Consider the following 23808-nt stretch of genomic DNA (forward strand, 5'->3'; position numbering starts at 1 on the left):
CGACCGACCGGATCTCGACCACAGACTGGATGCCGATAATCGTGCTCCCGCACAACATTCGCGCTGTCGATCGTTTCTCGACCGCGGCTGCACGGTCGAGGCCGGTCAGCACAGCAGGGCTGCGCCCTATCGACGCGATGCGAGTGCGGGGCGCGGTGACACAGCGGTCCGGCAGGCCCAGCCGGAATCGAGCGGAGCGAGGGTACCCCGAAGGATCGGCGGCGGGGGCACGACATCAGGTCCGGGCGGGCCCGGCGGGGCGGGCACGGGATCACCGGGACCGGGCGGAGTCGGCGGTGCGGGTACCGGATCGGGACCGGGCGGACTCGGCGGCGGGGGCACCGGGTCCGGACCGGGCGGACTCGGCGGCCGAGGAATCGGATCCGGACCGGGCGGGCTGGGCACCGGGTCGCCGGGGTTCGGTGGGAACGGGTCCGGTGCGGGGCCCGGCGGTGCGGGGTCCGGGGGTGTGGGCACCGTGGCCGACTCGGTGCGCTCGATCGCGAACATCATCGCCTCCTGTTCTCGGTGTTGCGATGGGCGCACGACGTTGGGCACCCATGAAAGGCCACGACGCAGGTCGAGCGCGCACCGCGATGACGTCGTTGGCATCGTGACAGTGCGCTCGACCTGCGTCGAGGTAACTCCGGTGTCGACACCGTCCTGCGAAAGCGTGGCTGAGCCGGTTCTTCGGCGCCCGTTCCGCATTCGGCCGATCGCCACAGTCGGAGGATGCCCGCAACCTCGCAGTCGAAACGGCGACACGACACCGATCAGGAGTCGCCTTCCAGACGCGCCCACGCGCGATGCTCGCCCAAGTCGGTGAGCAGTCCGCTGGTGGCCGCGCTGGAATCGGCGACGGTGACGCCCGGTGCGTCGGAGTCGATGTCGTTGCGCGCCAGCGCCGAGACCGCGGCGCTGACCGCGGCGATCGCCTTGCCGTGTCGCCACATCTCCTCGACCAGCAGGTTCACTCTCGGATCCGCCGCGGCGGCCAGCAACAGCACACCGTCGAACTCGACCGAGCGCATCGTGGCGAAAGTCCGTGCCACCGGTACACCGTCGAGGACGCCGCCACGTGCCGCGACGACCATCGGCCGCACGCCTGCTTCTTCCAGCGCGGTCGAGACCTCGCGCACCGTATCGCCCGAGGTGGTGTCGTCGACCAGCACGGCGACCACCCGCCCGTCCACCGGAAAACTGCCGTGTCGCTGTGACAACGCCGGACTCGGCGCGAGGTCGACGGTGTCGCTGTTCGGGGCGGGCTTGTCGAGCCCGAGTTGCCCGGCGACGTAGACGGCCAGCTCGTCGTCGACATTGACCAGCATCTGCAGAGCACGCTGCTGGATGGTCTCGGACTGGCACTTTCCGAGTTCGAACGAGAACGCGTCGGCCAGATGCCGCTGTTCACCGGCGCTCAGGCTGCGATAGAACATGCGGGGCTGCGAGTAGTGGTCGGCGAACGACACCGAGCCCGCGCTGTCGGCCGACGTCCGCAGCTTCGCGGTCGGCGGCGGAATGGGCGTCGGCGACTCGACGTAGGCCTCGCCGGCGAAACTCGCCGCGTAGGGGCACCCACCGCCCAGCGAATTGGGTTTGTAGGCAGCGACTCCGGGATGCACCGCACCCTGGTGCATGCCGTCGCGGAACAGGTCGTTGACGTCCGTGTGCGGGGTGTTGATCGGCAGCTGGGTGAAGTTCGGGCCGCCGAGCCGACTGATCTGGGTGTCGAGGTAGGAGAACAACCTGCCCTGCAGCAGCGGGTCATCGGTGACCTCGATGCCAGGAACCAGGTGCGTCGGGCAGAAGGCGACCTGTTCGGTCTCGGCGAAGAAGTTCTCCGGATTGGCGGTGAGCCGCAAGGTGCCGATCGTCTGTACCGGCGCGAGTTCCTCGGGGACGAGTTTGGTCGGATCGAGCAGGTCGATGCCCTCGAAGAGCTGGTCGGGAGTATCAGGAAATACCTGCACACCGAAATCCCATTCCGGTGCCAGTCCCGCCGCGATCGAGTCGGCCAGATCCCGGCGATGGAAATCCGGGTCGAATCCGGCCGTCAGCTGTGTTTCTTCCCACAGCATCGAATGCACGCCCAGACGCGGCTTCCAGTGGAATTTCACCAGACTGGTCGTGCCGTCCTCGGCGACCAGACGATAGGTGTGGACACCGAATCCTTCCATCATCCGCAGCGAACGCGGCAGCGCCCGATCCGACATATTCCAGAAGGTGTGGGCGGTCGCCTCGGTGTGCAGCGTGACGAAATCCCAGAAGGTGTCGTGCGCTGATTGCGCTTGCGGGATCTCCCGATCCGGCTCCGGCTTCCCGGCATGGATCACATCGGGGAATTTGATCGCTTCCTGGATGAAGAACACCGGAATGTTGTTGCCGACCAGGTCATAGACCCCTTCGCCGGTATAGAACTTCACCGCGAAACCCCGGGTGTCGCGCACCGTGTCGGCCGACCCGCGAGAGCCCAGCACCGTCGAGAACCGGACGAAGACCGGGGTGCGCGCGTCGGCGGCCAGGAACTTCGCGCGCGTGAGCGACGCGGCGGCGCCATTGGCGACGAACACACCGTGAGCTGCGGTGCCGCGCGCGTGCACGACCCGCTCGGGGATGCGTTCGTGATCGAAGTGGGTGATCTTCTCGCGCAGGTGGAAGTCCTGGAGCAACGTCGGGCCGCGCGGACCCGCCTTGAGCGCGTGATCGGTGTCGGCCACGCCCGCACCCTGCGGAGTGGTCAGCCGGGGGCCCTGCTGGGCGCGCACGCTCGCGTCACCGGGAATCGGCGCGCCGGTGGGACCGCGCAGCGCCGGCCCTTCCTGATCGGCCGCCGGACCCGCCTGCTCACACGGTGTTCCGGCGTCCTCGTCGGGGGGAGTCGGCGGATGCGTGAATTCGGGCGGAATATCGTGGTCGGTCATGGTTTTCGTCGTCCCTTCGTCGCACTCGGGAATTCGGGGAATCGGCCTGCCAGCTCTCCGAGGGACTACCGCGTTATCGGCCGCGCAAACAGCGGTTCGGTCTCGGCTCGACGGGTAGGCGGCACCTATGGAAATAGGAGCGATAACGAGTGGCCCGGCGATAACCCGAAATGAGCTCGAGGCGTGACCCGGCGGTTACGGGGTAACCTCCCACAAACAGTGGTGGACGAGGGAGGTGGCGTGCGGGCTCGAGATCGCGACACCGCTCCCCGCTCGAGAACTGTCGGGTTCCAGGTTCCCGCCGAGATCGACCAGCTGAGTATGGTGCACGCACTCGCTGAGACGGTGCTGCTCGTCGGCGGTTTCGCACTCGACGAGGTCACCGATCTGCTGCTGGCCCTCGACGAGGTCGCCACCGCGTTGATGCTGGTCGCGACACCGGACTCACTGCTCGACTGCTCGTTCACCGGTGCCGACGGCGTGCTCGGCGCCCGCGTGAGCACCCTGGCACGCGAGCCCGCCGCCCTCGACGAGCAATCCTTCGGCTGGCACGTCGTCGCGACGCTCACCGACGCGCTGCGCACCGACTACGCGGGATTCGACGCGGCCCGCGGCGGCTACCCGACCACGGTCGAATTCGGCTGGATCCGGCGGTTGCACGGACCTACCAAGTCGTGACCATCGCGCACTAGCCTCGTGGATAGGGCATAGCCCCGGGTCCCGGTGGGTACCCCATGAACACATCCGCAACCGCCTGGAAGTGAGGCAAGTAGCGATGACATGGGAATCAACGACAGTTTCGGACGACCGCACGACCGCCCGGCGATCCCGTTCGGACGGCGACAGCTACGACAACATCGAACCGTGGTTCGACAAGCTGCGGGCGCTCCCGCCCGGCGACGCGCACCACGACCTGCTGCGCGCCCAGGTCATCGAACTGTGTCTGCCGCTCGCCGACCATATCGCCCGCAAGTTCAACGGCCGAGGCGAACAATTCGACGACCTCGAGCAGACCGCGAGGGTGGGACTGGTGCTCGCCGTCGACCGCTACGACGTGACCCGCGGCTCCTCCTTTCTGTCCTTCGCGATCCCGACGATCATGGGTGAGGTGCGCAGGCACTTCCGCGATCGCACGTGGGCGGTGCGGGTGCCCCGACGGCTCAAGGAGATCCAGCTCAGAATCGGGCCGGCCACCGAGGAACTGTCGCAGCGGTTCGGGCGGTTCCCCACCGCGCACGAACTCGCCCACGAACTCGACGTCGACCTGGTCGAGGTCACCCGCACGCTGGTCGCGGGCAACGGCTACCAGACCAACTCCATCGACGGCATCACCCACGACGGCCGCGACAACTCCACCCAGCCGATCACCGACACGCTCGGCAGTGACGAGCCCTGCTATCAACTCACCGAGGACGCGATGGCGGTGCGCCCGCTGATCGCCGCGCTGCCCGCCGAGGAACGGCAGGTGCTGATCATGCGGTTCTACGAGTCCCAGACGCAGGGCCAGATCGCGGCTCAACTGGGCGTCTCCCAGATGCAGGTCTCGCGGATTCTGTCGCGGACCCTGTCCTTGCTGCGCGATCAGGCACTCGCCGAACCGACGCCGACTCAGTGACAGCGGCGCCCGCGCGTGCCAAAATTGTTCCAGGTTGAGACCTCCAGCCGACCCCGGTCCTCGTCAGTCGCCGCCACCGTGTCGGCCGATGCCTCCTCGGCACCGAAGATCGGAAATTCCTGTCGCGCGGGAGGTTCTATGCCTGTCGTCATGGATCGTCGGCACTCGAGTCAGCTGCGCTGGTACCGCGGATGCTCGGCGGACACCGCAGCCGAGCTGGCACTGCTCGACCCGCGACGACCCGGCTGCTGGGTACTGCGCGGCGGCCTCGAGCTCGACGCGGCTCGGATGCCGCGATTCCGCGCGCTCCTCGATCGCTCGGTGCGTTCGGGCGCGCGTGTAGTGGTGCTCGATCTGCGCGGTACCGAGTTCCTGAGCATCCGCATCGCCGCGATGCTGCGCTCCGCCAAGGCGCAGGCGTGGGCACACGGGGTCGATATCCGGCTGCTCACCGGTACCCGTGAGGTGGAGCGGGCGCTGGATCTGGTCGGGGTGCGACCATTGTTCCGCTATTACCTGTCGATCGACGAAGCCTCGGTCTCGGAACCGAACCGCTGAGAAGTCGTTTCGCTCCCCCACATCCTGGGTAAGCGCTCGATGAGACCACCACTGGGGCGCGAGCTCGGGAGGAGGACATCGTGGATTCGAGCAACCGGATCATCACCGACTCCACACCCGCGACATCGACCCGTGTTCAGGTCGATGCCGACCTCGGCCAGGTCGTCATGCTCCGGGCGGTCGCCGAAACGGTGGCCTTGATCGCGGGTTTCACCATGGACGAAGTAGCCGATATTCGCGTCGCGCTCGACGAGGCGGCAACCTGCCTGATCCTCGACGCGATACCCGAATCCGAGATCCACTGCGAAGTGATCGCCGATGGGTTCCGGATCCGGGTCGAGGTCGACGCGGTCTGCGCGACCACCGGCCCGATGGACACGACCGGATTCGGCTGGCACGTGCTGAATTCGATCACCGACCACCTCACCGCCGACCACCGGGCCTATAGCCGGGAGCAGGGCGGCTATCCCGTCACGATCACGTTCACGCAGGTGCGGCGGGTGCGCTGAGCGCCGCACGCAGCGAACCGCGATCCTCGTTCCAGCATGTCAGGACGTGATCGGCGAAGCGGTCTTCGAGCAGGTTCGTCGCCTGGATGCCGAACACGATCGAGGCGGCGACGTCGGGTTCGGCTTCCAGCAACCCGGCGATGACCTCGCGACGCATCACCTGTTCGTGTACCGCGTCGGCCTCGACGTGCTCGGTGTAGAAGTGAGCGCACGCCGGATGCGGGAGCAGTGTGCGGGCGAGCTCGGCGAGGCGGCGTGACGCGGGCGAGGAGGTGATCTCCACCGTCGCGAAATGCCCGACCAGCGCGCCGCGCAGACCGCGATGCAGACCGAACATCGACATCATGTTCACCAGTGCCAGCATCGGTGCGGGCACCGTGTCGAGGTAGTGCAGGTAGCCCGGCTCCAGGTCGGCGCCGGACAGCAGGTCGGCGAACAGGCGCGCGTGCACGCGCTCACCGCGACCGGCGCCGAACTCGTCGAACTCGACCGCCACCAGCGACGCTTTCACCTGTCCGCGCAGACGCGGGATCACCCAGGCGTATGGGTCGGCTTCGATGTGGTGATAGATCGAGCGGTGGACGAAGTACTCGCGCAACCGATCGGCGGTCCCTCGCTCGGCGAGGAAGCCGGCGATACCGTCGGTATCACGGGTCGGTTCGAGCAGGCGGTCGAGTTCCGCGTCGACGTCGTCGCCGCCCGCGACATCGGCGTGCAATGCCGTGAGCAGCTCGTGCTCCAGGTCGCGGCGCAAGCGCAACAGGTCGGGGTCCCACTCCCAGTTCTCGTCGACCCCGGCGAATCCCTGATAGTGCAGTTCGTAGCAGGTGTGCAGGGTGAGCAGAAGATCCTCACCGTAGGGGTCGAGTCCGGTGGGGTCGGGAACCGCCGAACCCGGCGTCCGGGTGAGTACGTCAGCGACCGCGGCGGACAACTCACCGCGTGGTCGCGGCAGTGACCTCGGCGTCATCAGTCGCTCCTCGGTGGACGTCGTCGGCGATGGCTCGTATCGCACAGCGGGTAGGAGCCCGACCGCCGACACAGGCACAGTGCCACCACGAAACGGTCGCAGTGCAGGATCGTGCCGTCGGCGGTGACCAGGTCGACCGGCCCGTCGATGAGAGCGGGTCCGTCATCGGTGAGCACGACGCGCCGCGGCTCAGGCGGGGTCGGCGACGACGGGAGACGATGTTCGGTCGACACGAATCACCACCAGTTCCTCCTCGCGCTGGCCGGACCGTATGAAGCCGTTGGCGGTCAGCCACCCGGCACGCGAGCGCATGACCGGACCGAACGGCACCGTCGCGGTGGCCGCCACGTGTGCGTTCGCGCCCAGCCCGCGCAGCTGGGACAGGCTGCGCTCGGGGTCGCTGAGCGTGGAATGCACGATCAACCCGACGCCGCGCTCGGTGAGCAGGTCCGGCAGCATCGCGCACAACCGGTCGAGCACGCTGCGGCCGTCGTGCCCCGCGTCCCAGGCCAGCGACGCACCCCGCCCGGCCGCCCGCCGCGCGGGCACATAGGGCGGGTTCGCGACCACCACGTCGAAGCGTGGCAGCCGCAGCGCGGATCCGAAATCGCCGTGCAGCAGCTCCACCGCGATACCGCGCAACCGGCAGTTCATCCACGTCGACATCAGCGCCGACCGGGACAGGTCGACCGCGGTCACACTTCCCGCACCCGCCGCGGCGGCGGCCATGGTGAGCGCGCCGGTCCCCGCGCACACGTCGAGCACCCGTCCGCCGGGCAGCGACGACACCTCCCGCAACGTCCGAGCGAGCAGCCACGTGTCGGCCTGCGGCCGATAGACACGCGGCGCCCGGAGGACGACCACCTCAGTGGCCCCTCGGCTCGGTCAAGGGCAGACCCTCCTGCGCCTTCACCCTTCGATGCTCCAGGATCACCAGCCCGATTCCCCCCAGCAGACACGCCGCGCACGCGACACCCGCGATCACCGCCCAGCCACCGAAGCCGTATCCGGCCGCAGTGAGGGTGAGGCCGAGCAGCACCAGCCCGATAGCGGCGAGAATCAATCCGGGCCAATTCCGAGTGTCCTCGATCGATTCCCCCGCATGAGTTCGCGTGGTCCGAGCGTCATCGGGAAACTGCTTCTCTGTCTGATTCATCGCGCACGCTCCTTTCGCGGACGAGACCGCCCTGGCGTGGACATGCCCGCAAACCGGCGCGTCAATCAGCCGCCCGTCGCGCCGATCAGCTCGGCACACCCCTGACCAGGCGATTCAGCGTGTATCGATGACGTCGATCACACAGCCGGATAGACCTCGGTGGGTACGCTGGTGGCCGCCGCCCAGTGCAACAGGCAGTCGCGGGTATCGAAATGCCGCACATCGCCGCCACCGAGGTCGACGGTGATCCATCGAGTGTCGGCGTCGTGATCGATGCGCTGCCAGCTGTCACAACCTTCGCGGTCGCAGTGTCGAGCCAAGGCCATCGGAACGCTCCTACCTGTGATGACCCAACCAGGGTATACGTGCGTTCGATGTGGTCCGGACCACTCCCATGACTTCGGGGTCATAGCGGTCGGCGAGCTGACCGGGCTCGGTGATCCGAGCCCGGTCAGTCGAGAACTACGCGGGCAGGCGCGCCTCGATCGCACCGATGATCCGCGGCCGCAGATCCGCGACACTGACGATGGCGTCCACCGAACCGACCTCGACCGCGCGCTGGATGTTGTGGACGCGGTCGAACTCCGCGGCCACGTCGCCCAGCTTCTCCGCGCGCACCGAGGAGCGTGTCTCGTCGAGCTCGGCACTGAGCGTCGCGCGGTCGGTGCCGACAGCATTGGCGACCCGGCTCTCCAGCTCCCGCACGCGCGGATCGGCCGCGGTCCTGGACTTCACCTCACCGGCGAACACCACCGCCGCGGCAGGCGCGCCGCCGAGCACCGAGGCGAACGACCCTTCCAGCGCGAGCACCGTCATGTTCGGGTTCAGCGCCTTCGAGAACACCACGAACGCACCGCCGTGATAGCGCGAGATCACGCAGAACACGATGGGGCCGTCGAAATTCACGATGGCGCGGCCGATTTCGGCGCCGTACTCGAGTTGCAGCTTGCGCATCGATTCGGGCGAGCCGTCGAAGCCGGACAGGTTGGCCAGCACCACCAGCGGGCGATTGCCACTGGCGGCGTTGATGGCCCGTGCCGCCTTCTTCGACGAACGCGGGAACAGCGTGCCCGCGGTGTAGGTGTCGGGGCCGTCGGTGGACGGGAAGCCGCGTCGCGCCACATTGCGCGACTCGATACCCAACAGGCACACCGGGATTCCGCCGAGGTGCGCGTCGTGCACCACCGCGGTCTCGGCGTCGGCCATGCCGGCCCAGCGCTCCAGGACCGGGTGGTCCTGGTCGGCCAGCGCCCGCATCACCGTGCGAATGTCGAAGGGCTTCTTGCGGTCCGGGTTGGCGGCGGCGGAGAAGATCTCGCCGACGGTGGCGAAGGTGCTGTCCGCCAAAACATGCGGGAAGCCCGAGATATCACGGTCGACCGGATCGCCGGTCGCGGCACGACGCGGCGCCTGCTCCCCCGGGGCGACGTAGGTGTGGTCGTAATGCGCCATCAGCACATCGCGGGCGGCGGACAGGTTCGGCGCCCAGTACTGCGCCTGCCCGTTCGGGCCCATCACCCGGTCGTAGCCGCCGATACCGAAGTTGTCCTCGGCCGAGACGCCGCCGGAGAAGTCGAGCGACTGCTTACCGGTCAGCACCATGGCCGAGTCGGGCGTCATGACCAGCACACCCTTGGTATGCATCAGCATGGTGGCCTCGGCATTCCAGTACGGCTGCGCACCGACGTTGATCCCGGCGACCACGATGTTGATCTCACGACCGTCCTGGGTGAATTCGACGATCCGCTTGAGCGCGGCCGCGACCCAGTCCATGTTCTCGGTACCCGAGGCCATCGAGATCCGGGCGCCCGAGGACAGCGCGTACCACTCGAGCGGCACCTGCAGGCTCTCGGCCAGATCCAGCGCGGCGATCACCCGACGGCATTCCGGTTCCGAGAGCGCGCCGAGGGACTTGGTGGGGTCACCGAGCAGCAGCACCCGGGTGACGCCCTGCGGGTGCTGGACGGTCGGTGTGGTCACCACACCGGCGACGATGGCCGCGCTGTTGTGGCCCTTGGGGCGATCGACCGGCACCAGCGCGTGGTTCGCGTCGAGGTCGTATTCGGCGAAATCGCCCAGCAGCGAGGTCAATTCGTACGGGTACACGGTGTTGCGGGCCGCGGCGCGCAGCACCTTCTGCCGGTACTCGTCCAACGGCTCGACGGGATCGTCGGTCCGTTCGCCGACCGTCACCTCGGATGCGCCGTCGGGACGGAACGAGATGCGCACGCCGACCTTGGTGAGCTCGCCGGTCTCCGGATCGCGCTGGCGGGCGATGAGCAGGATTTCCTCGAGCCCGGCGCCCGCGGCCGTCGGCAGCACGTGGCCGCCGATGGTCTCGAGCTCCGCGCGGGTGACATCCATGTGCGGCCAGATGTACATCACGATGCGGTTGGTGTTGAGCCGCTTGGCCGAGGGGAACCGCGACTGGGCCCGCCGGATCGAGTCGACACAGGTGGCGATGGCGCTCTCGGCGGTGGGCAGCGCGACCAGCCTGCCGTCGTGATCGCGCAGCGCCGCGAGGTCACGGACCTGGGCGAAGGCGATCAGGCGCTCGTCGGAGGGGTTCTCCTTGGCCACGCCGCGGAACAGGTAGACCTCCTCGTCCGAGGACGGCAACCGGGTGAGGTCGAACTTGCGCAACCGCTCGAGCTGCATCCGCTGCGCGATGTAGGGGTGCAGCCCGCGGATCAGCCGTTCCTCGGCCATGCCGGTCACCGACGGACGGAAGGTGAAGTGGTGGTGCATGACCGAGCCGCCGCTGCCCGCGACGGTGGCGGTGATCCGGTGCACCTGATTCGGCACCGGGTGCGCGCCGAGCACATCCTGCAGGGCCGCTGCCATCGCGTCGAAGTCCTCGGGCTGCGATTCCCAGCTGAGGTAGATATCGGCGTCGATGGAGACAGCGCCCGTCGCCAATTCGGCGAGCCCGTCCAGTGCCGCGTCGAGCTCGTCGAAGCTCACGGCCGTGGAGACCAGCGTCGAACCGTAGCGTTCGGCGACGACGAACGTGGTCTCGCCGACCTGTTCGGTACGAACGCCGGTGAGACCCTTGTTGCCGTAGTAGCGCCGGGTCAGCACCTCGAGCATCGAGGTGTGGTCGGGCTTGTCACGCTCGAGCCGCTGGCCGAGCAGGCGAACCAGGGGTTCGGTGCTGCGCACCATTTCGGCGATCCGCTCGCCGCGATCGTCGGCCTGCGGGTTCGCGTCCAGGTAGCTCAGGTGCTTGCGGACGTTGGTGTACACGCGAGCGCGGTTGCGGCGCAGCAGCGGCTGGCCGTACCAGGCGTAGACCAGACCCCGGGCGAGATCGGCGATCACCGGGAAACGTACCTGCGTCGCGGCGACGAGACGCTCCAGCGCCAGGCCGACGGGTTCGCGCAGCACCTGGTCGGGCATCGGCTCGGTCAGCCATTCGCGCAGCAGCGCGGTGACGACGGTGACGGTGTCGGTGGGCCGCTGCTGAGCGAGGAAGATCCGGAAGACCGCCGCTTCGAGATCGGGCGTGCGGTCCAGCTCGGTGATCCCGTAGTGCCGCAGCGCCGTACCGAGTTTGTCCTGGTACGACTCGGGGAGCCCGGCCCGCTCGACGTCGAGGCTCTGCAGGTAGGTGTGGAAGTACTCGCGCGCGCTGTGCACATGTCCGTGGCCGTGATCATCGTCGGCCGAGCGGTTGCTGCTCAGTTCGGCGAGGTCGGCGAACATCTGCACCAGTTCGAGCTCTTCGGCGAGCGGGCGCAGGCTGTCGGCGACGGCTTCGCGACGAGCCGCGAGGTAGTCGTCGAGGACACGACGGTCGTCGTGCGGGTCCACATCGAAGCCGAGCAGCAGGCTGCTCAGGTCCTGCAGGCCGCGGGCCACGCGCTCGTGTGCGCGCAAAGGCGTTGTCGCACTGGGCAAGTCGAGCTCGACTGTGCCCGCGGTCTCGGTTTCGGCGGTCTCGTCCTCGTCGGCGAGCGGCTCGAGACGCAGCAGCGGCGCGCCCGCCTCGACCTGGGTGCCGACGGAGACCGCGCATTCCTTCAATCGGGCCCGGAAGGGTGCGCGCAGCACCGTTTCCATCTTCATGCTCTCGAGCACCAGCACGGGTGCGCCTGCCTCGACCTCGGCGCCGACCTCGAGCGGCGTGCCGACGACCAGCGCGGGAGCGGGCGAGCGGACGACACCGCCCTCGTCGCGGCTGATCCGGTGGGTCACGCCGTCGACATCCACCACGTGGGTGGGCCCGTGCGTGCCGGTGATCAGGCGGTAGCGGGTGCCGTTGACGACGATCTGGCCGGTGTGGTGATCGAAACGCTCCAGATCGACATCGGCGGTGCGCAGATCACCACCGGCCTCGATGCCGACGCGGAAGCGATGCGCGCCGATCCGGGCCACGCGCACGCGATACCCGGCGCCGCGCAGCTTCAGATCCAGTGGCCGCCCGCTCTCGTGCTGTACCTGCGGACGCCCGCCGGACGCGGTCGACAGCAGTCGATGCCGCTCGACCCGCTCGTCTTCCTCGTAGGCGTCGATCGCGGCCACCGCCAGCGCGACAGTGGAATGCCGATGGGTCACCAGACGGCCTTCACCGCGCACCCGGTCGATCCAGCCGGTATCGGCGCTGGCGTCGATGACCTCGGGCTGGTCGAGCAGGTCGAGCACGAAGCTCTTGTTCGTCGCGCCACCCGCGATGACGACGCGAGTCTGGGCCATGGCCCGGCGCAGTCGGCCGAGGGCCTCGTCGCGATCGCGACCGTAGGCGATGATCTTGGCGATCATCGAGTCGAAGTCGGCGGGGATCGTGTCACCCTGGCTGACGCCGGTGTCGACACGGATGCCCGGTCCGGCGGGCAGGTCGAGGCGCACGATGCGGCCGGGGGCGGGCGCGAAGTCACGATCGGGATCTTCGGCGTTGAGGCGGGCTTCGATGGCGTGGCCGCGCTCGACCGGCGGCTCCCCCTCGAGCTTGATGCCCGATGCCACCCGCAACTGCGCGTGCACCAGGTCGAATCCGGTGGTGAGCTCGGTGATCGGGTGCTCGACCTGCAGGCGGGTGTTGACCTCGAGGAACGCGAACAGCTGGTCACCGGGGTGGTAGAGGAACTCGACGGTCGCCGCGCCGCAGTACCCGACCGCGATCGCCAGGCGCTCGGCGGAGCCCTTGAGTTCGGCGGTCTGCTCGGCGCTCAGCACGGGCGAGGAGGATTCCTCGATCACCTTCTGATTGCGTCGCTGCACCGAGCAGTCACGCACGCCCAGTGCCCACGCGGTGCCCTGACCGTCGGCGATCACCTGGACCTCGACGTGGCGAGCACCCGTGACCAGGCGCTCCAGGAAGACGACGCCGCTGCCGAAGGCGCGCGCGGCCTCCTGCTTGGTGCGCTCGTAGGCGTCGACGAGTTCGGCCTCGTTGGTGATCACGCGGATACCGCGACCGCCGCCGCCGGCGGTGGCCTTCAGCATCAGCGGGTAGCCGATCTCGGTGGCCGCTTCGATGGCGTCTTCGACGGTGTCGACCGCGCCCCGGCTCCACGGCGCCACCGGCACGCCGACTTCCTCGGCGATCAGCTTGGCGCCGATCTTGTCACCGAGCTTGCGCATCGCGTCGGCACTCGGCCCGACGAAGGTGACACCGATGTGGTCGCACAGCTCCGCGAACGCGGGATCCTCGGCGACGAAACCCCAGCCCACCCAGGCCGCGTCGGCCTTCGTGGCCACGAGGGCGTTCTCGAGGGCTTTGAGGTCGAGGTACGGCCGGGCCGATGCCGGGCCGAGGTCGTAGGCGATATCGGCTTCCCGGACGAAGGTCGCGTTCCGGTCGACGTCGGTGTGCAGGGCTACGGTTTCGATCGGTAGCCCGGTTGCCGCCGCCAGATCACGGACGGCATGGATGAGGCGCATAGCGGCCTCGCCCCGATTCACGATGGCGATACGGCTGAACACTCGCCGACTCCTTCCATTTACCCAGGACATCGTCCTGCGGGTGAGATTTGCAACTCCCGGTCCGTGGGCAGTCTGCACCCCCGTGCCAGATATACAAGCACCGTGTGACGGTTACCGGCACGTAGCCAACTGATGACCGGCCGCCGTGCACTACCCAACCCGACGAACACGAGCGGGCGAAGACGCCGAGATGACGGCTGGCGGGCGACGCGATGCCCGCAGGCTGAACAAGTACGTTCCGAAGCGAGTGGACGGCCAAGGTCTGCGGTCCCCGGCCATCCACTCGATTCGAAATCCTATCAATCATGTTGACCTACAACATATTCGAGGTGCCATCCAGACTCCTTCCGAAGCGACCCCATGGCCGGACCGTCGACTGTCATCCGTGCCATAAGTACGCGCCCGAGTTCGTGAGTTCTGCCAGCGGGCGCGTCGAACCGGTCGCTTGGGCACGCGGGCTTCTACCGTCGGGTCCGTGTCAGCACAATCCCCCGGTAACGCCGCCCGCTCCTACGACTACGACGTGTTGATCGTCGGCTCGGGATTCGGCGGCAGTGTCACTGCCCTTCGCCTGGTCGAAAAGGGATACACGGTCGGTGTCCTCGAGGCCGGTCGCCGGTTCGCCGACGCGGACTTCGCCGCGACCAACTGGGATCTGCGCCGGTATCTGTGGGCCCCTCGATTGGGCTGCTACGGCATCCAGCGCATTCACCGCCTGCGCGACTGCTTCATCCTGGCGGGCGCCGGGGTCGGCGGCGGTTCGCTCAACTACGCCAACACCCTCTACAAACCCGGAGCGGCGTTCTTCGGCGACCGGCAGTGGGCCGACATCACCGACTGGGACGCCGAGCTCAGCCCCCACTACGACCAGGCGAGCCGCATGCTGGGGGTGGTGCGCAATCCGCACATGACGCCGGCCGACACCATCATCGAGTCGGTGGCCGAGGAGATGGGAGTCGGTGACACCTTCGTGCCGACCCCGGTCGGGGTGTACTTCGGCGAACCCGGCCGGACCGCCGCCGACCCGTACTTCGGCGGCGTCGGACCCGACCGCACCGGCTGCGTCGAGTGCGGCGAATGCATGACCGGCTGCCGTCACGGCGCCAAGAACACCCTCGTCAAGAACTATCTCGGATTGGCCGAGCGGGCGGGCGCCGTGGTCTCGCCGATGACCACCGTGACCGCGATCCGGCCGCAACCGGACGGCAGTTGGCTGGTCGACACCGAGCGCACCGGAAGCTGGGTCCGCAAACACCGCACCACCCTGTCGGCGCGCCGAGTAGTGCTGGCCGCGGGCACCTGGGGCACCCAGCACCTGCTGTTCCGGATGCGCGACACCGCGACACTTCCCGGGATCTCGCCGCGACTCGGCGTACTCACCCGCACCAACTCCGAGGCCATCCTCGGCGCGGGCCGCACCGAGGTCGACCCGGCCGTCGACATCACCAGGGGCGTGGCGATCACGTCCTCGTTCCATCCCACGCCGAACACCCACGTCGAACCCGTGCGCTACGGCAAGGGATCCAATGCGATGGGATTGCTCAACACCTATCTGGTCGACGGCGATCACCGGCTGCCGCGCTGGTCGCGGGTGCTGCTCATCGCCGGGCGACACCCGGTACAGACTGTGCGGCTGCTCCGGACGAACCGGTGGAGCGAGCGCACGCTGGTCCTGCTGGTGATGCAGAGCCTCGACAATTCGATCACCACCTACACCCGGCGCGGGGTGTTCGGTCGCCGGTTCACCAGCAAGCAGGGTTTCGGTGAACCCAACCCGTCCTGGATTCCGCCCGGGCACGAGGCCACCCGGCACGTCGCCGCGAAGCTCGGCGCCACCCCGGGCAGCACCTGGCCCGATGTGTTCAATGTGCCGATGACCGCGCATTTCATCGGCGGTTGCGTCATCGGTGCCGATGCGAGCACCGGCGTCATCGATCCCTATCACCGCGTTCATGGCTACCCCAGCCTCAGCGTCGTGGACGGTTCGGCGATCTCGGCCAACCTGGGCGTCAATCCGTCACTGACGATTGCCGCCCAGGCCGAACGCGCCGCCGCGCTGTGGCCCAACAGGGGCGAACCGGATCCGCGCCCGGCACCCGGCGATCCCTACGAGCGGATCGCCGCGGTGGCGCCGAACGCCCCCGTCGTCCCCGCCACCGCCGCCGCGGCACTGCGCCTGCCGATCTGGCCGGTATCCACGTCCACCCGCGAGGATCACTGAGGGCGGGTAGACAATGCGATGAGATAGCTGGTCGAGACTTTGTGACCTCTCCCGCCTCTCTCGCTTACCACGCTGCGCGACGGTGATTCGACTACCGTCGCGCTGAGCACTAGGCGTTGGTTGGAAGGTGGCAGTAGGCGTGGTAACTACCCAGGCGAAGCTCGATGGACTCGCCGAGATTCAGGCGATCGCCGCGGAACCAGCGGGTGAGTCCGCGGTTGCCAAGCGGGCGAAGAAGGGCATTCCGAGCGTTCGCGAGCGGATGAACATGCTGCTCGACCCCGGGACATTCATCGAGATCGGGGCGTTGGTTCGTCAGCCCGATCAGCCCGACGCCCTCTACGGTGACGGCTTGGTCACCGGCCGTGGATTGATCGGCGGTCGTTCGGTGGTGGTGATCGCCCACGATCAGACCGTGTACGGCGGCTCGGTCGGTGTCGCCGCGGCCCGCAAGTTCATGCGGGCGTTGAAGCTCGCGTTCGACAACGCCTGCCCGGTGGTGACGATCAACGACTCCGGCGGCGCGCGGGTGCAGGACGCGGTCGGTTCGATCGCCTCGTTCGGCGATATGACCCGGGTGCTGGAGAAGCTGTCCGGTTACGTGCCGCAGGTGTCGATCATTCTCGGCAAATGCGCCGCCGGTTCGGTATACGGGCCGATCAACACCGACGTGCTCATCGGCACGAAGGACTCCTACATGTTCGTCACCGGGCCCGATGTGATCAAGGCCGTCAACGGTGAGGACGTCAGCGCCGAGGCCCTCGGCGGCGCCGAGGTACAGGCCAAACGCGGCACCCTGCACCACGTCGCCGACACCGAGCAGGACGCCTTCGACTGGGCCCGGCGCTACCTCAGCTACATGCCGTCGAGCTGCCTGGAACAGCCGCCGGTCGTCAATCCCGGCCTCGAGCCCGACATCACCGCCTACGACCTGGAACTCGAGACGATCATCCCGGATTCCGATCGCGCGGGCTACGACATGCACGACATCCTGCTCCGGCTGTTCGACGACGGCGAATTCCATGAGATCCGAGCCGCTTTCGCCCCGAACCTGATCACCGGATTCGCCAGGGTGGACGGCTATCCGGTCGGCGTGATCGCCAACCAGCCGCTGGTGCTCGGTGGTTCCATCGACGCCGCCTGCTCCGACAAGTCGACCTATTTCATCCGGCTCTGCGACGCCTTCAACATCCCGCTGATCTTCGTCGCCGATACCCCCGGCGTGCTGCCCGGGCTCGACCAGGAAGACGCGGGCGTGATCATCCGCGGTGGTCGGGTTCCGCGCGCGATCATCGAGGCGACGGTGCCGATCATCAACCTCGTGGTGCGCAAGTCCTACGGCGGGGCCTACGGGATGATGGGGTGCCGTCAGGTCGGCGCCGATGTCAGCTTCGCCTGGCCGACTGCCCGGATCGCGGTGATCGGCGCCGAGAGCGCGGTCGACCTCGCGGGCAAACGCCAATTGGCCGCCATCCCCGAGGAACATCGCGCCGCGGCTCGCGAGTTCATGATCAACCAGTACAACGAGACCATCGCGACCCCGTGGATCGCTGCCGAGCGTGGCTATATCGACGCGGTCATCGAACCCTCACGCACCCGCCTCGAGATCCGGCACGCACTGCGTTTGCTGCGCGACAAGCCGCCGGTCACGCCGGAATTCAACCCGCGCAAGCATTCGGTATATCCGATGTGATCAGCCCGCGCGAGAACTGGTTTCGCCAGGATTTCGATAGAGCTCTGTTGATCCGGACCCACGATGGGCCCGGATCAACAGAGCGGCGCGCAAATGGCACAGCCCGGAAACGTCATTGAGGTCGAACCCGGTCATCTGACTGATCCGTTTCAATCGGTAGTCCACGGTATTGGTGTGGATGAACATGGCGCGCGCGGTCCGCGAACGCTGCATATTCGTGGACATGTACACCTCGAGCGTCCGTAACAGCTCCGGATGCGCTTCCAGCGAATCCACGATCGAACTCAGATAGTCACGCGCGGGACCGGGCCGGGTCAGTTGATATTCGAAAGCCAATTCGTGTGGACGATATACCTTGCTCGGACCACCGAACCGGTGCACGATTTCGACGAGCTCATGGACCTGCTCGGCGGCGGGCGGGATCTCGGCCGGCGTCGCCGTGGTGGCCACCGCGCGCACCGGCACCTGTGCCGCGGCGGACAGGTGCACGATCAACTCGTCCAATTCCGGCTGGGAGAACTCGTGCGCGGGCAGCAGTAGTGTGCCGCCGTCCACGCTCAACAGCGACAGCACCTTCCCATCGCATCGGTCCGCCAGTTCGGCCTGCACACGGCGCAATTTGCGTCGAGCGACGACTTTGGCATCGAGGGCGGGATCGAATTCCTCCGCGTGCGGCGGTAGTTCGAGTGCCATCACGTGATAGCGATCGGCGACCTCGATGCCGCACTCGCGCGCCATCGTCGCGGTGTTCTGACCGCCGAGCAGCGCCGAGGTGAGCGTGTGCACCGCGGTGTGATGCTCGCTGTCCACCGATCGCAATTCGCGGACGTAGGCCACCGAGACCGCCGAGGTGATCATCTTCTGGGCGTCCATCAGCCGTCGGGCCACCCCGACCACGGTGTCGTAGTCATGATTGGTGACGTTGGTGATGACGAGATCGAAGCCGAGCTTGAAGCCCTCGTGCACGGCGTCGTGAATGGTGTCTATCGGGATTCCCTCGCGCGCCCAATCGGCGGCGGCGGCTTGGACTCGCTCCACCCGCCCCGGGATATCGCGTCCGTCGAGCATGCTCCTGGTCAGTTCCAGACAGACGCGGGTCACGGTGGTGACGTCTCCGTCGAGCGCTTCGCCGGGCAGCGTGCCGCACGGCACGACATTCTCGATGAAATGCAGCACCATCTGGCGCGATATCGTCCGCACATCCTTCAAGGGGTTCGACACGGGCCGCCCCGAAACGGTCAGGAACGGTTCGATGGACGTTGCGCCAGCCATGATGATGAATCCTTCCCACCCAGATCACTGGGCAAGGCCCCAAACTACCGTGAACGACAATCCCCCGTCCAACCTTCACTTGTGACAACACTTGTGAGAAAGAGCAAGAGAAGCTTGGATCGCTGATGCTTTCCGACAACGAAACCCGCGGGCCTGCGGATCCACCGCGGTGCGGCGGTGGCGGATCCGAACCGGAGCCGCGCACATCTTCACTCCGAGAACGGTGTCGCCACCGCCGCATTTTGCCGTGTCAGCCGGTTACAGGCAGAGACTGACCTCGAGCATCGGGATGGGAAGTGGGACACACACTTCCACCGAGCCCGCGACCGGCGCGGGCGCGGCGGCCGTGGCGGTGCCCGCGCCGATCGCCCCGGCGGACAGCACAATCGCGGCGACGGCGAGCGGGCGGGAAATTCTGGATTTCATACGGTCATCCTTATTTACACTGTGTGAAGCATCCCAGTTTCGGGACATCTCGATCAGATCACGGTCACCACCCCGGCCGCTATCATCGCGCACAGTTTTTGACGTTCCAATTCCCTTTCAGCGCAATCATCATGGATTCACACAAAGGATTTCATCGCGAAATTCTCACATTTCGCGGCGCCTTCGGGTATCGCGTGACCTCATCCCTTGCGGATTCGGGATCGGTCTCCCACCAGCGCGACGAGACGTTGTGCCGCACTCGACTGCTCAGGCAGTGGGATCAGACCGCGACAGCGCGGCCGCGCAGGTAGGCGATCACGTTGTCAGCGCCCGGCTCGTCGGGGTCGGCGACGGACAACAGGGTGAGCGCGTGGTCGAGTCGCGGTCCGGGTCCGTGCTCGGCGAGCAGAACGACGATCGCCTCCAGTACGGCAGGCGATGGATTCGCCTGCGCCAGTAGTTCGTCCAGATAGGCATCCGGCTCGAGTAGGCGTAGCGCGCGGCGCGCGTAGGCGTGCACTCGCACCGGCAGGTCGGCGCGCACGGCGTCGACGTCGGACTGGAGCGCGGGACGCTCCCGGTGGGCCGGGTCGACGCGCAGCGACCACAGCTCGGTCAGGTCCGCGCTCAGACCGTGGCTGTCGATCAGTCCGGGGCCGGTCGCACGGTCGAGCGCGGTCGGCGAGAGGTCTCGCTCAGCGTCGCACCACGCGCGGTATTCCCACCAGGCTGTCGGCGTCGCGCTGAGTTCGAGGCCGAATCCGAGCGCCTGCTGACCGTCTGTCCAGGTCCGCTGGACGCGGGTGCGGCGGATCGAGGCGACCCCGCCCCCGGTGACCTGGGTCCAGGATGCTTCCGTTCCGTGAAAGCCGTATGGCCGCAACAGCTTTCCCGCCTCGCGGGTCAAGCGGCGTAGCGCAGAGTCCGGTCCGTCCATGAGAGCAGACTAGAGGCGCGCACCGACAAGTCCGGTTCACCGGGAAACAGCGCCCGCTCCACCGCATGTCGTAGCCGAGTCCGTCCTAGGAATCGACGACGCGGGTGCCCGTCATCGCGGCGCGCACCACGGCGGTGACCTGATCGGGTGCCTCGACCATCACCAGATGCCCCGCACCCTCGACTACTACCGCCCGCGACGGTGTCAGGGTGCGGTTCAGCGTGGCGCCGGCGCGGGCGCACAGCACCCGATTGCGGCTACCCCAGACCGTGGTGATGGGCGGAAAGTCGTGGGGCGGCACGAAGTCGTCCAATTCGCCGAGCAGCGGAATCTGGCGGGAGATCGCGGCGGTGACCATCAGTCGCCGGGGTTCGGTCCAGCTCTCACGCAGGTGCTCGACCATCTCCGAGGCGTGCGGCGCCTTCTCCGAACCCAGTTGTTCCGCCACGATCAATCCCGCCAGCGGGCCGGGCACGCGGACACGGGCGAGCAGTGCGTCGATGTGCACGGCCCGGCCGAGTCGCGCCGCCCACGCGGTTCGCGTCGGCCGCAGGGTGGCCGGGGTCAGCGGACTGCTGAGTACCAGTGCTCGTACCCGTTCGGGATGACGCTGGGCGTAGAGCAGTGACAGGGCGCTGCCGAAACAGTGCCCGACCAGCGTCACATCACGCAGATCTCGCTGCTCGACGAACGCGGTGACCATGGCCAGATAGTTCTCGACCGTATACCCGTCGTCGGGGGCCTCCGAATCGCCGTAGCCGATGAGGTCGATCGCGAACACTCGATGCGTCTGCCGCAGTGCGTCGTATTGCGCGCGCCAGATGTGGCGGTCGCCGCCGAGGTTGTGCAGAAAGACGATCGGGGGCCCGGTGCCTGCCTCGTCGTAGGCGATCGAGGTTCCGCGAAAGTCGAAATACCGCATCCCCTGGCTTCCTTCCGGTGGCAGCCACATGACCACGCCGTCGTGGTCGATCCACGGTAGCGCCGACCTCCCCCTCCGCACGGCGAAACTCACGCCTGCCTGCTCAGTCGAGGCAGAACTCGTTACCTTCGGGGTCGGTCATCACGATCCACCCGGCGCTCATCGGCGGCTCGGGTTCGAAGCGCTCGATCCGCGTGCCACCCAGCGCTACCAGTCGCGCGCACTCCGCCTCCAACGCCGCCATCCGCTCCTCGCCCTGCAACCCGGGCGCCGCCCGGACATCGAGGTGCACCCGATTCTTGGCGACCTTGTCTTCGGGCACCCGCTGAAAGAACACCCGTGGGCCGTGGCCCTGCGGATCCTCGATCGCCGATTTCGAATTCCGCTCCTGCTCCGGAACCCCGATCCGCGCGAGAAACTGATCCCACACGACGAGCGGGTCGACTCCGTCGGGCACCTCGACTCCCGGCGGCCCCGGATACACGTACCCCAGCGCATCCCGCCAGAAGGTCGACAGCGCGGCTGGATCGTGCGCGTCGAAGGTGATCTGAATATGGCGGCTCATCAGTACTCCGTTCATAGCGATCGAACAGCACGACGTGGCATATCTCCCGTCACCGTATGCCAGGGGTCCGACAATCGGCCGCGGTCGTTGCCCGAGGGCAATTCGCCCAGCTTGCGAGGTCGGCGAGCTGAGCCGGACCCGACCTACGACCCGGTGCGCCGATCCACGCCGATTTCACGGAGCGCACCGATCAGGAAATCGTTGACCGCGTCGGTTCGCTCGAGGTGGACGAGGTGACCCGCGCCCGGAAGTTCCACTACCGCACGCAGATCCGTGACGTTCGCGCGCAGCGTCGCGAGCGGGTCACGACCGCTGAAGCCCTCCATGTCGGGGTCGTTCTCGCCGTAGAGGAAGTACGTCGGCACCTCGATTCGCGCATCGGCGAAAGGCTCGGCGAGTTCCCAGTTGCGATCCAGATTGCGATACCAGTTCAAGCCGCCGGTGAAGCCGGTCCGTTCGAATTCGAGGGCGAGGGTGTCGAATTCCGCTTCGGTGAGCCACGTCCACGGCAGCGCGGGCGCCTGGGGCAGCACATCCAGATACCCGAGGCCCGGCGGGTTCTTCCAGGTGTCGAGATAGTGGTAGTCGCCGGAAAGGGAGAAGTAGACGCGGGACAGGAATTCCCTGGGCCGCGCGGCGAGCTCGACATCGGCGACGCCGGGTTCCTGGAAATAGGACAGGTGCAAGAAGTGCCGCTGGGCCGCCTTGGTCCAGAAGGCAGAGGGCGGGCGGGGTGGGCGCGGTGCGTAGGGATTATTCAGCACCACAAGGGCTTCGACCCGCTCGGGAGCGCGCAACGACAGTTCCCATACCAATTGGGCACCGAAATCGAGGCCGACGAATATCGCCTTCTCGGCGCCGATGTCGTCGAGCAACGCCAGCAGGTCGCCGATCACCGCCGCATTGGTATACGCGGCGACGTCCGCGGGCGCCTCGGTGCGACCGTACCCGCGAAGGTCGGGCGCGATGGCATGAAATCCCGCCTCGGCGACGGCGTCGAGTTGCCGGTGCCAGATGAACCCGGTGTGCGGGAAGCCGTGACAGAACACGACCGGGTACCCCTGCCCCTGCTCGGTGACATGCATCCGGATTTCGCCCGTGTCGAGGAATCCTTGCTCCACTACCGCCTCCAATTTCTAGAACGTGTTCTGATTTGACGGTAGTGTCCTGAGGTCATGAGCGGAACACCCAAGATTCTTGCCGGGCGCGTCGCGGTCGTCACCGGCGCAAGTCGTGGCATCGGCAAAGGCATCGCCCTCGAACTGGGCGCGGCAGGCGCGACCGTGTACGTCACCGGCCGCACCACCGAGCCGGGACGGCTGCCCGGCACCGTCGGGGAAACCGCCGCGATGGTCACCGAGTTCGGTGGACACGGAGTGGCGGCGGCCTGCGATCACCGCGACGACGGTGCGGTCGAGCAGCTCTTCGCCCGGATCCGCGCGGAACAGGGCCGCCTCGACGTACTGGTCAACAACGTCTACAACTCCCCCGCCGCCGCCCGCTGGCTGGGCCGCAAGTTCTGGGACGTGCCGCCCAAGGCCTGGGACGAGACCTTCGAAATCGGTGTGCGCTCGCACTATGTGGCCAGCGTTTTCGCCGCGCCGCTGCTGATCGAGTCGGCTGGGCTCATCGTCAACGTGTCCTCGCCCGGCGCGCGCCGGTACATGCACAATGCCGTCTACGGCGTCGCCAAGACCGCGCTGGACCGCCTCACCGCCGACCTCGCCCACGACCTCACCGGTACCGGCGCGACCGCGGTCTCGATCTGGCCCGGAATCGTGGATACCGAACTGCTGCAACTTGTTCCGGCCGACGAGCAGGGCCGACGCCGGGTCACCCTGCCCGGTGAGGGTTCCTTCGACCTCGACGCCGCCGAGACCCCGCGCTTCCCCGGGCGCGCGGTCGTGGCGCTGGCCGCCGATCCGGGGCGGTCGACTCGATCCGGGAAGTCCTGGAAAGTCGCCGACCTCGCCGAGGATTACGGGTTCACCGACGTCGACGGCCGTATCCCGCGCGCCGACTGATCGCGGTGAATTCCGGTATTGCCGCCCCGAGGCAACCGACGCCGCGCGAGCTGATCGCGACCGATGCCGAGCGAATAACCTGCACCGTCGTCAT

General features: G+C 67.5%; 20 protein-coding genes. 7 read left to right on the plus strand and 13 right to left on the minus strand.

Annotated features, from left to right (window positions below):
• Positions 1 to 773: 773 nt before the first annotated feature.
• Positions 774 to 2921, minus strand: coding sequence for a catalase (locus NA12_RS27755; protein ID WP_067457789.1), 2148 nt, complete (start codon positions 2919 to 2921; stop codon positions 774 to 776).
• Positions 2922 to 3161: 240 nt separating this feature from the next.
• On the opposite strand from NA12_RS27755, the gene NA12_RS27760 reads away from it, so the two are divergent.
• From NA12_RS27760 to NA12_RS27775, 4 genes are all read left to right on the plus strand, one after another.
• Positions 3162 to 3599, plus strand: a complete 438-nt coding sequence (locus NA12_RS27760; protein ID WP_067457977.1) for a hypothetical protein — start codon at positions 3162 to 3164, stop codon at positions 3597 to 3599.
• Positions 3600 to 3696: 97 nt separating this feature from the next.
• Positions 3697 to 4536 carry an RNA polymerase sigma factor SigF gene (locus NA12_RS27765; protein WP_067457792.1) on the plus strand — a complete coding sequence of 280 codons (840 nt, stop codon included), beginning with the start codon at positions 3697 to 3699 and terminating at the stop codon, positions 4534 to 4536.
• A gap of 150 nt (positions 4537 to 4686) precedes the next feature.
• Positions 4687 to 5094, plus strand: coding sequence for an STAS domain-containing protein (locus NA12_RS27770; protein ID WP_165914886.1), 408 nt, complete (start codon positions 4687 to 4689; stop codon positions 5092 to 5094).
• Positions 5095 to 5174: 80 nt separating this feature from the next.
• On the plus strand, positions 5175 to 5603 hold the full coding sequence (locus NA12_RS27775) for an ATP-binding protein (protein WP_084473154.1): 429 nt from the start codon (positions 5175 to 5177) through the stop codon (positions 5601 to 5603).
• Here NA12_RS27775 and NA12_RS27780 read toward each other — a convergent pair.
• The 6 genes from NA12_RS27780 to NA12_RS27805 form a co-directional block, all read right to left on the minus strand.
• Positions 5578 to 6573 carry an iron-containing redox enzyme family protein gene (locus tag NA12_RS27780; protein ID WP_067457794.1) on the minus strand — a complete coding sequence of 332 codons (996 nt, stop codon included), beginning with the start codon at positions 6571 to 6573 and terminating at the stop codon, positions 5578 to 5580. The two genes, NA12_RS27775 and NA12_RS27780, sit on opposite strands and share 26 nt — an antisense overlap.
• Positions 6573 to 6749: a CDGSH iron-sulfur domain-containing protein gene (locus NA12_RS27785; RefSeq protein WP_067457797.1), complete on the minus strand. Its 177-nt coding sequence runs from the start codon at positions 6747 to 6749 to the stop codon at positions 6573 to 6575. The genes NA12_RS27780 and NA12_RS27785 overlap by 1 nt, the downstream gene beginning before the upstream one ends.
• Positions 6750 to 6762: 13 nt before the next feature.
• Positions 6763 to 7437, minus strand: coding sequence for a HemK2/MTQ2 family protein methyltransferase (locus NA12_RS27790; RefSeq protein ID WP_067457806.1), 675 nt, complete (start codon positions 7435 to 7437; stop codon positions 6763 to 6765).
• Position 7438: 1 nt separating this feature from the next.
• The gene (locus tag NA12_RS27795) at positions 7439 to 7729 is read right to left on the minus strand and encodes a hypothetical protein (RefSeq protein WP_067457808.1); all 291 of its coding nucleotides are present in this window, start codon (positions 7727 to 7729) and stop codon (positions 7439 to 7441) included.
• Positions 7730 to 7866: 137 nt separating this feature from the next.
• Positions 7867 to 8055: a hypothetical protein gene (locus NA12_RS27800; protein ID WP_067457810.1), complete on the minus strand. Its 189-nt coding sequence runs from the start codon at positions 8053 to 8055 to the stop codon at positions 7867 to 7869.
• Positions 8056 to 8191: 136 nt separating this feature from the next.
• Entirely contained in the window at positions 8192 to 13654 is a 5463-nt protein-coding gene (locus NA12_RS27805) for an ATP-binding protein (protein ID WP_067457813.1), read from the minus strand.
• Positions 13655 to 14129: 475 nt separating this feature from the next.
• Here NA12_RS27805 and NA12_RS27810 point away from each other — a divergent pair, with 475 nt between their 5' ends.
• Together NA12_RS27810 and NA12_RS27815 are read left to right on the plus strand one after the other, a co-directional pair.
• Positions 14130 to 15875: an FAD-dependent oxidoreductase gene (locus tag NA12_RS27810; protein ID WP_067457816.1), complete on the plus strand. Its 1746-nt coding sequence runs from the start codon at positions 14130 to 14132 to the stop codon at positions 15873 to 15875.
• A gap of 139 nt (positions 15876 to 16014) precedes the next feature.
• Positions 16015 to 17568 (plus strand): acyl-CoA carboxylase subunit beta, encoded by a 1554-nt coding sequence (locus NA12_RS27815; RefSeq protein ID WP_067457822.1) that lies wholly within the window; start codon positions 16015 to 16017, stop codon positions 17566 to 17568.
• Here NA12_RS27815 and NA12_RS27820 read toward each other — a convergent pair whose 3' ends face one another.
• From NA12_RS27820 to NA12_RS27840, 6 genes are all read right to left on the minus strand, one after another.
• Entirely contained in the window at positions 17569 to 18840 is a 1272-nt protein-coding gene (locus NA12_RS27820) for a PucR family transcriptional regulator (protein ID WP_067457824.1), read from the minus strand.
• Positions 18841 to 19098: 258 nt separating this feature from the next.
• Entirely contained in the window at positions 19099 to 19266 is a 168-nt protein-coding gene (locus NA12_RS34235; RefSeq protein WP_165914885.1) for a hypothetical protein, read from the minus strand.
• A 280-nt stretch (positions 19267 to 19546) separates the two neighbouring features.
• Positions 19547 to 20203, minus strand: a complete 657-nt coding sequence (locus tag NA12_RS27825) for a hypothetical protein (RefSeq protein WP_067457826.1) — start codon at positions 20201 to 20203, stop codon at positions 19547 to 19549.
• A gap of 85 nt (positions 20204 to 20288) precedes the next feature.
• Entirely contained in the window at positions 20289 to 21125 is an 837-nt protein-coding gene (locus NA12_RS27830; RefSeq protein WP_165914884.1) for an alpha/beta fold hydrolase, read from the minus strand.
• Between the two features lie 103 nt (positions 21126 to 21228).
• A complete protein-coding gene (locus tag NA12_RS27835; RefSeq protein ID WP_067457980.1) occupies positions 21229 to 21690 on the minus strand; it encodes a VOC family protein in 462 nt (153 codons plus the stop codon).
• Between the two features lie 143 nt (positions 21691 to 21833).
• Positions 21834 to 22775, minus strand: a complete 942-nt coding sequence (locus NA12_RS27840) for an alpha/beta fold hydrolase (protein ID WP_067457981.1) — start codon at positions 22773 to 22775, stop codon at positions 21834 to 21836.
• Positions 22776 to 22865: 90 nt separating this feature from the next.
• Between NA12_RS27840 and NA12_RS27845 the strand changes: the two genes are divergently transcribed.
• Positions 22866 to 23714, plus strand: coding sequence for an SDR family NAD(P)-dependent oxidoreductase (locus NA12_RS27845; protein ID WP_067457837.1), 849 nt, complete (start codon positions 22866 to 22868; stop codon positions 23712 to 23714).
• Positions 23715 to 23808: the final 94 nt, after the last annotated feature.

The organism is Nocardia alba NBRC 108234 (assembly GCF_001612665.1).
In the GTDB taxonomy this organism is placed as follows: domain Bacteria; phylum Actinomycetota; class Actinomycetes; order Mycobacteriales; family Mycobacteriaceae; genus Nocardia; species Nocardia alba.